The 12,641-nt window shown below is 71.5% G+C and carries 12 protein-coding genes; 6 read left to right on the top strand and 6 right to left on the bottom strand.

Annotated elements, in window-relative coordinates:
• Nucleotides 1-21 precede the first annotated feature (21 nt).
• Entirely contained in the window at nt 22-1,287 is a 1,266-nt protein-coding gene (locus HD597_RS05995; protein WP_372513614.1) for a sensor histidine kinase, read from the bottom strand.
• A gap of 38 nt (nt 1,288-1,325) precedes the next feature.
• A complete protein-coding gene (locus HD597_RS05990; RefSeq protein WP_043614151.1) occupies nt 1,326-1,979 on the bottom strand; it encodes a response regulator transcription factor in 654 nt (217 codons plus the stop codon).
• A gap of 233 nt (nt 1,980-2,212) precedes the next feature.
• Here HD597_RS05990 and HD597_RS05985 point away from each other — a divergent pair, with 233 nt between their 5' ends.
• On the top strand, nt 2,213-2,377 hold the full coding sequence (locus tag HD597_RS05985) for a hypothetical protein (RefSeq protein ID WP_253740721.1): 165 nt from the start codon (nt 2,213-2,215) through the stop codon (nt 2,375-2,377).
• Nucleotides 2,378-2,425: 48 nt separating this feature from the next.
• Here HD597_RS05985 and HD597_RS05980 read toward each other — a convergent pair whose 3' ends face one another.
• Together HD597_RS05980 and HD597_RS05975 are read right to left on the bottom strand one after the other, a co-directional pair.
• Nucleotides 2,426-3,214, bottom strand: a complete 789-nt coding sequence (locus tag HD597_RS05980; protein WP_253740720.1) for an inositol monophosphatase family protein — start codon at nt 3,212-3,214, stop codon at nt 2,426-2,428.
• Nucleotides 3,214-5,235, bottom strand: coding sequence for a S9 family peptidase (locus HD597_RS05975; RefSeq protein WP_253740719.1), 2,022 nt, complete (start codon nt 5,233-5,235; stop codon nt 3,214-3,216). The genes HD597_RS05980 and HD597_RS05975 overlap by 1 nt, the downstream gene beginning before the upstream one ends.
• 11 nt (nt 5,236-5,246) lie before the next feature.
• Between HD597_RS05975 and HD597_RS05970 the strand changes: the two genes are divergently transcribed.
• Nucleotides 5,247-6,197, top strand: coding sequence for a ferrochelatase (locus HD597_RS05970; protein ID WP_253740718.1), 951 nt, complete (start codon nt 5,247-5,249; stop codon nt 6,195-6,197).
• On the opposite strand, the gene HD597_RS05965 is transcribed toward HD597_RS05970, so the two are convergent.
• Nucleotides 6,188-7,378, bottom strand: a complete 1,191-nt coding sequence (locus HD597_RS05965; protein ID WP_253740717.1) for a lytic transglycosylase domain-containing protein — start codon at nt 7,376-7,378, stop codon at nt 6,188-6,190. The genes HD597_RS05970 and HD597_RS05965 overlap by 10 nt on opposite strands.
• 91 nt (nt 7,379-7,469) lie before the next feature.
• On the opposite strand from HD597_RS05965, the gene HD597_RS05960 reads away from it, so the two are divergent.
• The 3 genes from HD597_RS05960 to HD597_RS05950 all read left to right on the top strand — a co-directional run bounded on the left by HD597_RS05960 (nt 7,470) and on the right by HD597_RS05950 (nt 10,774).
• A complete protein-coding gene (locus HD597_RS05960) occupies nt 7,470-8,672 on the top strand; it encodes an MFS transporter (protein ID WP_253740716.1) in 1,203 nt (400 codons plus the stop codon).
• Between the two features lie 150 nt (nt 8,673-8,822).
• On the top strand, nt 8,823-9,449 hold the full coding sequence (locus HD597_RS05955; protein WP_253740715.1) for a polysaccharide deacetylase family protein: 627 nt from the start codon (nt 8,823-8,825) through the stop codon (nt 9,447-9,449).
• Nucleotides 9,450-9,493: 44 nt separating this feature from the next.
• Nucleotides 9,494-10,774 (top strand): D-arabinono-1,4-lactone oxidase, encoded by a 1,281-nt coding sequence (locus HD597_RS05950; RefSeq protein ID WP_253740713.1) that lies wholly within the window; start codon nt 9,494-9,496, stop codon nt 10,772-10,774.
• Nucleotides 10,775-10,806: 32 nt separating this feature from the next.
• Here HD597_RS05950 and HD597_RS05945 read toward each other — a convergent pair whose 3' ends face one another.
• Nucleotides 10,807-11,565 carry a hypothetical protein gene (locus HD597_RS05945; protein ID WP_253740711.1) on the bottom strand — a complete coding sequence of 253 codons (759 nt, stop codon included), beginning with the start codon at nt 11,563-11,565 and terminating at the stop codon, nt 10,807-10,809.
• A gap of 113 nt (nt 11,566-11,678) precedes the next feature.
• On the opposite strand from HD597_RS05945, the gene HD597_RS05940 reads away from it, so the two are divergent.
• A complete protein-coding gene (locus HD597_RS05940) occupies nt 11,679-12,626 on the top strand; it encodes a protease inhibitor I9 family protein (protein ID WP_253740709.1) in 948 nt (315 codons plus the stop codon).
• Nucleotides 12,627-12,641 lie beyond the last annotated feature (15 nt).

Raw genomic sequence — 12,641 nt, 5'->3', positions numbered from 1 at the left:
GCGCCACGGCGGCACAGCCGTTCATCGCCTCGGAAGCCGAATGGTCACGACCAGCCCTCCACCATCGCGCGGCACGGCGGCAACATTCCCGCCGTGCGCCTGCACCACCGCACGGACGATGGACAGCCCCAGACCCGATCCCTTGGCCGAGTCCACACGGTCCGCGTGGAGCCTCCTGAACGGCTCGAACAGGCTGTTCACCTCGTACGCCGGCACATGCTGTCCTGTGTTGGCCACCTGAACAACCAAGGCACCGTCCGCCATTCCCGTCCGGATCCAGACTTTTCCGTTTTCGGGAATGTTGTACTTGACGGCGTTCTCCAGCAGGTTGCTGACAGAGCGTTCCAGCAGCACCGGATCGCCTATGGTAGGCGCGCTGACCAGTTCGGTGGAGACCGTTACGCCGTGCTCTTCGGCGAAGGGCGCGAGCTGTTCCACGGCGGTCTGGGCGACTTCCATGACGTCGAGCGGTTTGCGCACGGCGAGTTCGCGTTCGCTCCTGGCGAGCAGCAGCAGCCCCTCGATGAGCTTCTCGTTGCGCGCGTTGACCTCCAGCAGGGTGCGGCCGAGCGCCTTGAGGTCCTGCGACGCCTCCGGGTCCGACAGGGCGATCTCCAGGACCGTCCTGTTGATGGTGAGGGGGGTGCGCAGCTCGTGCGAGGCGTTGGCCACGAACCTGCGCTGGGTGTCGAAGGCGACGTTGAGGCGGGTGAGCATGGCGTCGAAGGTGTCGGCCAGCTCCTTCAGCTCGTCGTTGGGGCCCTCCAGGGCGATGCGCTGGTGGGCCAGGGTGCTCTCCGACAGCTTCTTGGCCGTGGCGGTCATCTGCGCCACGGGCCGCAGCGCCCGGTCGGCGATGAAGTAGCCGATGATCAGCGCCAGGATGCCGACGCCCACCAGCGCCATCACGGAGCTGGTCAGCAGCGCGTCCCTGGCGTACTGCACCGCCAGCTTCTGGTAGCTGCGCATGTACTCCTGGAACTGCGCGTCCAGAGTGGGCGGCAGGTTGGTCTCGAAGATCGGCCATGCCGCGCTGATGGCGTTGCCGACGATGGCGTAGACGGAGAACAGCAGCGCGGCCGCCGCCGCGAAGACCAGCGCGCTGTAGGTGATCGTCAGCCGCCAGCGGATGCTCACCTTGCCGGGAAGCTCCTTCACACGCTCCATGGTGGAGCGTGGAACCACCGGCTGCGCAGGCGGGGGCGGGCCGTCCCAGGCGGGCGGTCCGCTGGGCGGCGGGGCCGCCTGCACGCGCGTCGCCTTCCTCGCCGAGTGCGGGCTGATCATCGGGTGCGTCGGCCCCGCCTCACGCTCTGGCCGTTCAGTCACAACTTGTACCCAACCCCGGGCACAGTCTCGATCACCTGAGGCTCACCCAGCTTCTTCCGCAGCGTCATCATGGTCACGCGGACCACGTTCGTGAAGGGATCGATGTTCTCGTCCCACGCCTTGTCCAGCAGGTCCTCCTGGCTGACCACGGCCCCTTCGGCCCGCATCAGCTCCTCCAGCACCGCGAACTCCTTCTTGGTCAGCACGACCTCCCTGCCGTCGCGCTCCACCAGCCGCTTGCCGGGGTCGAGCCTGATCCCGGCCCGCTCCAGCACGGGCGGCAGGGCGGGGGCGGAGCGGCGGCCGAGCGCGCGCACCCGGGCGACCAGCTCGATGAACACGAACGGCTTGGCCAGGTAGTCGTCGGCCCCCAGACCGAGCCCCTCCACCTTGTCGTCCACGTCGCCGGACGCGGTCAGCATCAGGATGCGCGAGGCCGTGCGCTGCTCCACCAGCCGCCGGCACACCTCGTCGCCGTGCACCACCGGCAGGTCCCGGTCCAGCACGATCACGTCGTAGTCGATGTAGGAGGTCCGCTCCAGGGCGCCGCCACCGTCGTAGGCGACGTCCACCGCCATGGCCTCGCGCCGCAGCCCCGTCGCGATCGCGTCAGCGAGCACCCGCTCATCCTCTACAACCAGCACGCGCACGCCGGTACACCTCTCTCCGATTCTGGGCACTCATTCTGCCCACAGGCTCGATAAGCGCACGGTAAGGCATGTTCAGGGGTCGGTGACCCCGGCGCGAGTCGAAGCGGCGCGAAATTCATGTTTCGGAAGGCGACAAGCCGGGGTATGCCTGCGGGACACCCCTTGCCCGGTCTTCATCCGGCAACGGGAGACTTCGCCCCCCGCATGAGTCGAACCCCCAGAGAGTAGGTGAGATGGGCGAGTTCACGACCACGATCGAACACCGCCTCGACCAGGCTTACAAGGGCCTTCGGGAGGCCCGTAGCGTCGGCGACGACTACCTCGCCGACACCCTCACCGCCATGATCGAGGACCTGCGCCGTCTGGCCGACGATCACGGCATCCCGTTGCCCCGCTAGCCATGCGAAACGGCCGGAGCCCAGGGCTCCGGCCGTTTCGCCACCAGATCAGGAGTCGCGTTCGGGGTTCAGCGGCGCCAGCAGGTCATGCAGCTCCTCGAACAGCCCCGGGGCCGCGCACAACGCGTAGTCGGGGCTGGCAGGCCGCCCGTTCAGCCCGCCGAACCTGGCGCCCGACTCGGTCGCCAGCAGGCCCGCCGCGGCGTAGTCCCACTGGTTGATGCCGCGCTCGTAGTAGGCGTCCACCCGCCCCGCCGCCAGCGAGCACAGGTCGACGGCGCACGATCCGCCGCGCCGGATGTCGCGGACGCGCGGCAGCACCTGGGCGACCACCTCGCCCTGCACCGCGCGCCGGGTCTCGGAGTAGCCGAAGCCGGTCGCCACCAGCGCCTGGGCCAGCGGCACGCCCGTGTTGCAGCGCAGCCGCGAGCCGCCCAGCCAGGCGCCCTCGCCGCGTGCCGCGGTGAAGACCTCGCCGCGCGACGGCACGTTGACGACGCCGGCCACGACCTCGCCGCGTACCTCGACGGCGATGGACACCGCCCAGTCCGGCAGGCCGTACAGGAAGTTGACGGTGCCGTCGACGGGGTCCACGATCCAGCGCACGTCGGACTCGCCGGGGTCCTCGCCGCCCTCCTCGCCGAGGACGCGGTCGCCGGGCCTGGCGGCCAGGATGCGCTCGCGGATGAGCTCCTCGGACTCCTTGTCCAGCGCGGTGACCACGTCGGTGGGGCTGGACTTGGTCTCGATCTCGCCGGACATCGTGGGCCGCTTGGCCAGCAGCATGTCGCCGGCCTCGCGGGCGATGTCCTCGGCGAGCCTCAGGAAGTCCGTCATCACGCCACCGAGTCCGGGCGCTTCCACTCCTGGCCGAGCACGTGCTGACCGAGGAAGGCCAGGACGGTCTCGTACCAGGCGACGATGTTGCCGGGCTTGAGGATCCAGTGGTTCTCGTCGGGGAAGTACAGGAACTTCGCGTCCACCTCGGTGCGCCGCAGGTCCCACCACAGCCGCAGCGCCTCGCCGATGGGCACCCGGTAGTCCTTGTCGCCGTGGATGACGAGCATCGGAGTGGTGATCTTGTCGAGGGCGTTGTGCGGCGACAGCAGCGAGTAGCGCTCACCGCCGGGCAGGCCGAACTCGCGCTGCCAGTACATCGCGGCGTCCGTGGTGCCGGCGAACTGGTCGAGGTTCCACAGCGAGGCGTGCGTGACGATGGCCTTGTAGCGGTCGGTGTGGCCGGCCAGCCAGTTGGCCATGTAGCCGCCGAACGAGCCGCCCATCGCGGCGATCCGCTCGCTGTCGATGTCGTCCCTGGCCAGGGCGGCGTCCACGATCGCGTCGAGGTCGGCCTGGGTGCGCGGGCCCCAGTCGCCCCAGCCGCGGTCGATCATCTCCTGGCCGTAGCCGGTGGACATGCAGGGGTCGGGCATGAGGACGGCGTACCCGTGCTGGGCCAGGATCCACGACTGCCAGCGCCACTGCCAGTCGTTCCAGGAGCCGAGCGGGCCGCCGTGGATGAACAGCACGAACGGCGCGGGGCTGGCGGCGGAGGCGCCCTCCGGCAGGGCCAGCCAGCCGCGGATCGTGGTGCCGTCGTCGGCGCTGGCGGTGACCTCGGTGAGCGTGCCGGTCACCTCCGGCCGCGGCGCGGGCGAGAGCAGGTCGGCGATCTCGCCGGTGGCGGCGTCGATCCTGGCCGGGGCGGGGGCGAGGTCGACCGCGCTGCGCAGGGCGTAGATCCAGCGGCCGTCGGGCGACGGGTTGAGGCCGAGGTAGGAGGCGTCGTCCTGGGTGAGCCTGGCCGGCTCCCCGCCCAGCGGGACCCGGAAGACCGGGCGGCGGCCCTGGTGGTCGGCCGCGATGTAGACGGCCGAGGAGTCCGGCGCCCAGTCGACGTCCGAGGGCCACAGGCCCGGCGCGTAGGCGCGGCCCTGACCGGTGGCCAGGTCGGCGATCCACAGCTCGCTGTACGCCGAGACGTCGAGCGAGGTGAGCCGGTCGCGCGAGCAGGCCAGCCTGGCGCCGTCGGGCGAGATCGCCAGCGGCCCGGTGAAGTCGTGGGCCTCGTCGGACAGCAGCACGCGCCGCTCGCCGGTGGCCACGTCGATGGCGACCAGCTCGGTGCGCGACTCGCCCTTCGGCAACTGCACGCGCCAGGTGCTGATCACGGTGGTGCCGTCGGGGGTCAGCTCGAACCCGCCCTCGCGCAGCGCGTCGCCCGCGTCGGGGGTCAGGTCGCGCACGTCCTCCAGGCGGTCGGCGCCGAGCCTGGCCGCGAACAGCCTGGGCCGGCCGGGCCCGAGGTCGTGGTCCCAGTAGCGGACGGGGTAGCCCTCGTGCAGGATCGCGCTGATGCCGGCCTCCTTGCGGGCCTTGCGCTTCTCCTCGTCGGCCGACTCCTCGCCGTCGAGCACGTCGGAGACGAACACGACCACGTCGCCGGCCGTGCGCACGCCGCCGATGCCGCCGGGCCGGGTGGCCACCTGGCGGGCCTCGCCGCCCGCCCGGGGCAGCAGCCACAGCGCGGGCACCTCCTCGCCGGGCTCCTTGGCGGTCGGGTCGGGGCGGGCGGAGGTGAACAGCACGTCGCCCGCGTCGGTGAAGACGGCTGCGGACTCGCCCTTGGCCGAGCGCGTCAGCCGGTACGGCTCGCCGTCCAGCGGGACGGCCCAGAGCGCGGTGCCGAACGACTTGCCGTCGGGATTGAGGGACTGAACGGTGGAGATCAACCTGGAGCCATCAGGCGAAAGCCGCAGAGAAAGGACCCGGGGAATGGCCACATAGTCACGAATGTCGTTGAATGCGCTCACTCGATCGAACCTACCTCGCGGGGAGGACCGCCGACACTCCCCCATAGTGTGGTCACGTGGGAATTTACGACGCCTTGCTGGTCCTGTCGTTCGGCGGTCCCGGGGGTCCGGACGACGTGATGCCGTTCCTGGAGAATGTCGTGCGCGGCCGTGGCGTGCCGCGCGAGCGCCTGCTCGAAGTGGCCGAGCACTACCAGAGCTTCGGCGGGGTCAGCCCGATCAACCAGCAGAACCGCGACCTGGTCGAGGCGCTGCGCCCGGTGCTCGACGTGCCGGTCTACTGGGGCAACCGCAACTGGCACCCGTTCGGCGAGGACACCGTGCGCCAGATGCGGGCCGACGGGGTCAGGAAGGCCGCCGTCTTCGCCACCTCGGCGTTCGCGGGCTACTCGAGCTGCCGCCAGTACTACGAGGACATCAGGCGGATCTCGATCGAGGGCGGCCCCGAGCTGATCAAGATGCGCCACTACGGCGAGCACCCCGGCTTCGTGGCGGCCATGGCCGACCACACGAGGGCGGCGCTGGAGCGGCTCGGCCGCGACGACGCCCGGCTCGTCTTCACCGCCCACAGCATCCCCGTCTCCATGGCCGAGACCGCGGGCCCCGAGGGCGGGCTCTACGAGGAGCAGCTGCGCAGGAGCGCCGAGCTGGTCAACCAGGCGCTGGGCCGCACCGGGCCGTGGGACCTGGTGTGGCAGTCGCGCAGCGGGCCGCCGCAGGTGCCGTGGCTGGAGCCGGACGTCTGCGACCACCTGCGCAAGATCGAGGCGCCCGCCGTGGTGCTGGTGCCGATCGGGTTCGTCTCCGACCACATGGAGGTCGTCTACGACCTCGACACCGAGGCCAGGGCCGTGGCCGCCGAGCTGGGCCTGCCGCTGGAGCGGGCCGCGACGGCGGGCACGCATCCGCGGTTCGTGGGGATGGTGCGCGAGCTGATGGCCGAGCCGGAGCCGGTGCCGTGCCCGCTCACCTGCTGCCCGGCCCCCAAGCGGCGGCCTCAGGCGTAGGTCTTCGCGTACGCGTCGGCGATCGACATGACCTTGTTCACGTAGTCCCACGAGTGGTTGTAGAACCAGATCGCCTTGCGCAGCCTCTCGCCGCCCTGCCCGGCCTTGTTGGCGCACAGGTAGTTCGCCGCACCGGGCACGGCGTCGTACGGGCTCCAGATGTCCTTCTTGCCGTCCCCGTCGCCGTCCACGCCGTAGTGCTTCCAGGTGGCGGGCATGAACTGCATGGGCCCCAGCGCGCCCGCGCTCGACGGCCCGTTGTTGCGCCCGTGGCTGCTCTCCACCTGCCCGATCGCGGCCAGCACCGTCCATGACAGCCCGGGGCAGCGGGTGGCGGCGGCCTTGTAGAGCTCCAGGTAGCTGCTCGGCCGGCCCACGCTGACCTGCTGCGGCTGCTCCTGGGCGGGCTGTTGCTGCTGCTTCGGGGCACGCGCGGCGGCGTCGAGCACGACGACCTGGGCGCCCTTGCCGAGCGCCTTGCGCACGCCCGCCTCGCCGATCCTGCCCTCCTTGCCGTGCAGGAGCACCGCCACGCCCTGCGCGAACCCCAGCGTCCTGCCCACGTCCGCGCTGATCAGCCCGTCCACGCCGGTCAGCCCGAGCGCGGCCGAGGCCGCGACGCGCAGCCTGGGCCCGCCGTCCACCTGGTACACCGCGCCCAGGATCATCCCGAGCCTGCGCATCGCGGTCGTCTCGGCGACGAGCTCGCCCCTGGCCAGCGCGCTCCACACGGCGGGCTGGTCGGCGACGGGCTGCGGTGTCCACGAGCGGAAGCCGGACGGGTCCACGGCCAGCAGGTTCAGCCCGGTGCCCGAGATCTTGACCGCACCCGCGTCCACGATGGTGACCTTCTGCACGTGCTTCAGCTTCGCGAGCTTGAGCCTGGTCTCCCTGGGGACGGTGCCCGCGGCGATCGCCAGCACGCGGGCCGGCGTGGAGGTGACGCCGGGGCCGCCGGCGCCGAAGTCCCTGACCGGCTCGGTGGTGGGCACGAGCTGGTCGAGGCGGGGTGCGGCCGCCGGCTGCTGGGTGGCGCGGGGCCGGCCGCGTCCCGGGTCCTGGGCGCTGCCGCTGAGCAGGTCACCGTCCATGAGGACCACGACGCCGCCGGCGGCGGCGGTGACCGCGAGCACGGCGATGAGCATGAGCATGACCGCACGGACAGTGGGAAGACCGGACACTCGGGACACGTTAACTCACGCCAGCCCGAAACCACTTGCGATCCCGACATATGTGCGCAATGGTTAGCTGCTTGAGTAAGGGGGAAACAGCGTGGTCGGGCCTTACCGGGGGTTGTTCGAAAGGCCCGGAACGAAGGCGTTCGTGCTGGCGGGGCTCGTCGGCCGGATGCCGATGTCGATGCTCGGCATCGGCGTCATCCTGCTGATCACCGCGCTGACCGACAACTACGCCACCGCCGGCGCCGTCGGAGCCGTCTCCAACCTGGCCTTCGCCGCCGCCGCCCCGCTGTCGGGCCGGCTCGCCGACAGGTTCGGGCAGGGCCGGGTGATCCCCCCGTTCGCCGTCGTCAACGCGCTGGCACTGGCGGCCCTCATGCTCTCCGCCGGCGGCGGGCTGCCCGAATGGACGCTGTACGCCGCGGGGCTGGTCATCGGCGCCACGTCGCTGTCGCTGGGCTCCATGGTGCGGGCGCGCTGGTCGGTGATCCACGGCGGCACGGACCGGCTGCACACCGCCTTCGCGTTCGAGTCGGTGGCGGACGAGGTCGTCTTCGTCACCGGTCCCGCGCTGGTCACGGTGCTCGCGACCACCGTCAACCCCTACGCCGGCCTGATCGTGGCCCTGGTCTGCATGCTGGCCGGCTCCCTGGCGCTGGCCGCGCAGCGGCGCACCCAGCCACCCGTGCAGCTCGTCAGGTCGTCGGGCGGCACGCCGATCCTCATCCCCGCCGTCGCCCTGCTGGCCGCCGTCTCCCTGGCGCTGGGCGCGATCTTCGGCTCCGTGGACCTGATCACGGTGGCCTTCGCCGAGGAGCAGGGGGTCAAGTGGGCCTCCGGGTTCCTGCTGGCCTCGTTCGCGGGCGGGTCGATGGTGTCGGGGCTCTGGTTCGGCTCGCGCAGCTGGCGGATCTCGCTGCGCGCGCGGTTCGTGCGCGCGCTGGCCCTGTTCGTGGTGGGGCTGTTGCCGATCCTGTTCATCGACACCCCGGGCATCATGGCGGCGGCGCTGTTCCTGGCGGGGTTCGCCATCTCGCCGACGCTCATCACCTGCTTCTCCCTCACCGAGCGGCTGGTGCCGCAGTACCTGCTCACCGAGGGCATGGCGTGGATCTCGACCGCGATCACGCTCGGCGTGGCGCTCGGCTCGTGGGCGGGCGGGCAGCTCACCGAGACGTACGGGGCCTCCGACGCGTACGTGTTCTCCATCGTCGCCGCGGCCGTCGCCGTGATCGTGGGCATCGGAGGTTCGGGTTTGCTGAGACTTCCCGAGGCTCCTTCACCCGCGAAGAGCTGATCCGCTACGGTCGGGACATCCCTCGCAACACCCATCACACTGGAAGCACTAGTTATGTCCCGACAAATCAGTTCACTTCTAGCTATCGCGGCTGTTTGCGTGACCCTTGCTCCGGCGCCGGCCTTCGCGCAGGCTCCGAAGAAGGAGCCCGTGGATTGCGATCAGGTCAAGTGCATCGCGCTGACCTTCGACGACGGGCCGGGCAAGTATGCGGGCACGCTGCTCGACACGCTCAAGAAGTACGACGCCAAGGCGACGTTCTTCCTTGAGGGCCAATACGTGAAGAGCCGCCCGCAGTACGTCAAGCGCATGGTCGCCGAGGGCCACGAGCTCGGCAACCACAGTTACAGCCACCCGGACTTCACCAAGAGCGAGCCCGGGACGATCCGGAGCGAGATCCAGAAGACGCAGGACGCGGTGAAGAAGGCCGCGGGCGTCGAGCCCAAGCTGCTGCGCCCGCCGTACGGGATGGCCGACCTGCAGGTCTCCGACATCGCCGCGGAGTTCGGCATGCCGATGATCCTGTGGACCGCGGGCTCCCAGGACTGGAGCTCCAAGAACGTCGACGCCATCCAGAAGCAGACCCTCGCCGTCGCCAAGCCGAACTCGATCATCCTCATGCACGACTGGGTGAAGCAGACGGTGGACGGCATGCCCGCGCTCATCAAGACCCTGCAGAACAAGGGCTACCACCTCGTCACGGTCTCCGACGTGGTCAAGAACGAGGACCTGAAGCCCGGCGACATCTTCCCCGTTCCCGACGGCTGGGAGAAGTGAGTATCGTTCACGTTTAACCGGAACGATGCTCTGGAGGGGTGCCCGTGGCCTTCGTGAACTGGGCGCGCAACCAGTCGGGCACCCCCGCCGAGGTGCGCTCCCCGTCCTCCGTCGAGGACGTCGTACGCGCCGTGCGCGACGCCGCCGCCTCCGGGCGGCGGCTCCGCATGGTCGGCACGGGGCACTCCTTCACCGGGGTGGCGCTCACCGACGGCATCATGCTGCGGCCCGGCGCCCTGACCGGGGTCAGGACGTGGGCGGACGACCGCGTCACCGTGCTGGCCGGCACTTCCCTGCGGGCGCTGAACGAATCACTCGCCCGGCGCGGCCTGGCCCTGGCGAACATGGGCGACATCACCGAGCAGACCGTCGCCGGCGCCATCCAGACCGGCACCCACGGCACCGGCCGTGACAGCGGCGGCCTCGCCGACCAGGTCACCGAGCTGGAGCTGGTGCTGGCCGACGGCACCGTGGCCACCGTCGCGCCCGGCGAGGACCTGTTCGACGCGGCCCGGGTGGGGCTGGGCGCGCTCGGCGTCCTGACAGCGGTGACCTTACGGGTGGAGCCCGCGTTCCTGCTGCGCAACCGGCGGCGCAGGCTGCCGCTCGGCGACATCCTCGGCACGCTCGACGAGCTGACCACCGCCAACGAGCACCTCGACTTCTTCTGGCTGCCGCACACCGACGCGTGCCTGGTCAAGACCAACAACCGCAGCCCCGGACCGGCCCGCCCGCCGGGCGCGTTCCGCCGCTGGCTGGACACCGTCTTCCTGGAGAACACCCTGTTCGGCGCGGCCTGCGCGCTCGGGGCCCGCGTGCCCGCCCTGATCCCGCGGATCAACGAGCTCAGCGCGGCGGCGCTCGGCGACTCCGAGTCGGTGGACGCCTCGTACAGGGCGTTCACCGCGCGTCGGGACGTGCGCTTCCTGGAGATGGAGTACGCCGTGCCGCGCGAGCGCCTGGCCCAGGCGTTGCGCGAGACGCGCGACCTGGTCGAGCGGATGGACTGGAAGATCACCTTCCCGGTGGAGGTGCGGGTGACGCCGCCCAGCGACGCGTGGCTGTCCACCGCGTACGGGCGGCCGTCGGCGTACGTCGCCTGCCACCTCTACCGCCCGACGCCGAACCCCGACTACTTCGAGGGCGTCGAGGAGATCATGACCCGCCTGGACGGCCGCCCCCACTGGGGCAAGCTGCACACCCGCGACGCCGCCTACCTCGCCAAGGTCTACCCCCGCTTCGCGGACTTCGCGGCCCTGCGCGACCGCCTGGACCCCGGCCGCCTGTTCACCAACGCCTACCTGGACACCGTGCTGGGCGCCTGAGCAGGCGGAGTGCCCCGCTCCGTGCCGGGCGCCTAGCCCGGCGGCGTGCCGTGCTCCGGCTCGGCCCGCTCCGTGTCGGGTGACGGCGCCTCCTCGACCACGTCCGGCTCCTCCTGCGTCGGCGGGGCGCTGGGCGTGCCCTCCTGCGACGGCTCCACCGTCTCGGACGGGGTGGGCGCCGGGGTCGGCGTCGGCTCGGGGGTGGGCGTGACGGTCCTGCTGGGCGTGGGGGTGGGCGTCGGCGCCGGGGTGTCCTCAGGGGTGACCGGCGCGTCCGTGTACGCGGGCGGCCCCTCGCTCACGGTCTCCCGCGTGGCCGGCGCGCGCTCCTCCTCCTGCTGTTTCTGCTGCGCCTTCGCCGGTGTCCTGCCCGTCACCTGCTCGTGCACGGTCTGCTGGGCGGCCGCCTGGTAGACCAGGATGCTGCCCATGCTCACCCCGAACACGATCGCCGCCGCCGCGCCGATCTTCAGCCACGGCAGCCGCCACCTCGGCGCCGGCCGTACGGCGGGCATCACCAGCGTGACGTCGCCACCCGGCCGCTCCTCCTCCTGAGACCCCTCGCGCCGGACTACCAGCGGCGTGCGGTGCTTGACCCGCTCCCCCGTCTGCTTGAGATAGTGCGTGTAGACGGCCGTGGCCACCGTGCTGGCGACGCTGACCACCGCCGCCCCGATCACCGTCCCGGCCACGCCCAGATACGACGCCGCCACCGCCGCGGTGACCGCGGCCAGCGCGCTGCCCAGGATCTGCGGCACGCTCAGCTCGAACTTCCGCTGCTCGCCGCTCATCCCCCGGATCAGTCCTTCCTTGCCCCGCGTTCGGTAAAGACCTGTCTCGTGAATAGACGCGAGCGCGTGTCCTGTTGTTCCTGTGACCTGCGTGACAGGCATCCTTGCCGATCGTGCCCCGACGACTCGGCCTGCCCTCCGTGTACCTCGCCGCGGCCGTGGCAACGGCCGCGGCGACCGCCGCCCCTCTCGCCATGACCCCCGCCGCGGGACTCACGCTGCACCCCGACCATCCCGAGCCCGCCCGGCCCTACATCGTCACCGCGCGCGACCGGGAGGCCGCCCGCGACCTCGTCGGCGAGGTGCGCTGGAGGGTGCGCCGCTACTACACCTCGGCGCTGCCGGGGTTCGCCACCTTCCTCACCGCCTCCGAGCTGGAGGAACTGCGCGCCGACTCGCGGGTGCGCACCATCGAGCCGGACCGCCAGATCCATCCCATGGCCCTGCGCGCCCCCCAACGCCCGCCCTCGGCCCGGGGCGGCGGCGCCGGCACCACCGTGTACGTCCTGGACAGCGGCGTCGCCATGCGCCGCGCCGAGTTCGGCGACCGGGTCTGGCGCGCCTTCGACGCCACCGGCGGCACCGGGCGCGCCTGCGGCCGCCACGGCACACGCGTCGCCGCCCGCGCCCACGACGTCGCCCCCAAGGCGGGGATCGCCTCCGTGCGGGTGCTCGGCTGCGGCGGCTCCGGCACGCTGGCCGACATGCTGGCGGGGCTCGACTGGATCCACCGGCACGCCCGCGGACCGTCCGTGGCGCTCCTGCCCACCGACGGCGCCGACTCGCCCGCCCTCACCCGATCCGCGCGCTCGCTCGTACGCTCGGGCGTGTTCGTCATCGGCGCCGCCAACGGCGGCGCCTGCCGGCTCACCTCTGACGGCCGGGCGTTCTCCGCCCACGCCCCGCACCTCGCCGGAGCCGCCGCCCGCCATCTCGAACGTCATCCGAACACCGACCCCGCGACCCTTTCCGCCTGGCTGGACTGCACGACGGCCCGGGGCGCGATTCGCCAGAACCCGTCGAGGCCAAATAACCTCCTGGTACGCAACGGCGGGCTCTAGAGGGATGGACACCAC

This window comes from Nonomuraea thailandensis, assembly GCF_024172165.1.
In the GTDB taxonomy this organism is placed as follows: domain Bacteria; phylum Actinomycetota; class Actinomycetes; order Streptosporangiales; family Streptosporangiaceae; genus Nonomuraea; species Nonomuraea thailandensis.
This window is presented reverse-complemented; position numbering and strand designations above follow the sequence as displayed.

Excerpts from the sequence above, each read along its gene's own strand:
- HD597_RS05995 (WP_372513614.1), bottom strand. The coding sequence starts at position 1,287 with ATGATCAGCCCGCACTCGGCGAGGAAGGCGACGCGCGTGCAGGCGGCC.
- HD597_RS05985 (WP_253740721.1), top strand. The coding sequence starts at position 2,213 with ATGGGCGAGTTCACGACCACGATCGAACACCGCCTCGACCAGGCTTAC.
- HD597_RS05980 (WP_253740720.1), bottom strand. The coding sequence starts at position 3,214 with ATGACGGACTTCCTGAGGCTCGCCGAGGACATCGCCCGCGAGGCCGGC.
- HD597_RS05975 (WP_253740719.1), bottom strand. The coding sequence starts at position 5,235 with ATGGGGGAGTGTCGGCGGTCCTCCCCGCGAGGTAGGTTCGATCGAGTG.
- HD597_RS05945 (WP_253740711.1), bottom strand. The coding sequence starts at position 11,565 with ATGAGCGGCGAGCAGCGGAAGTTCGAGCTGAGCGTGCCGCAGATCCTG.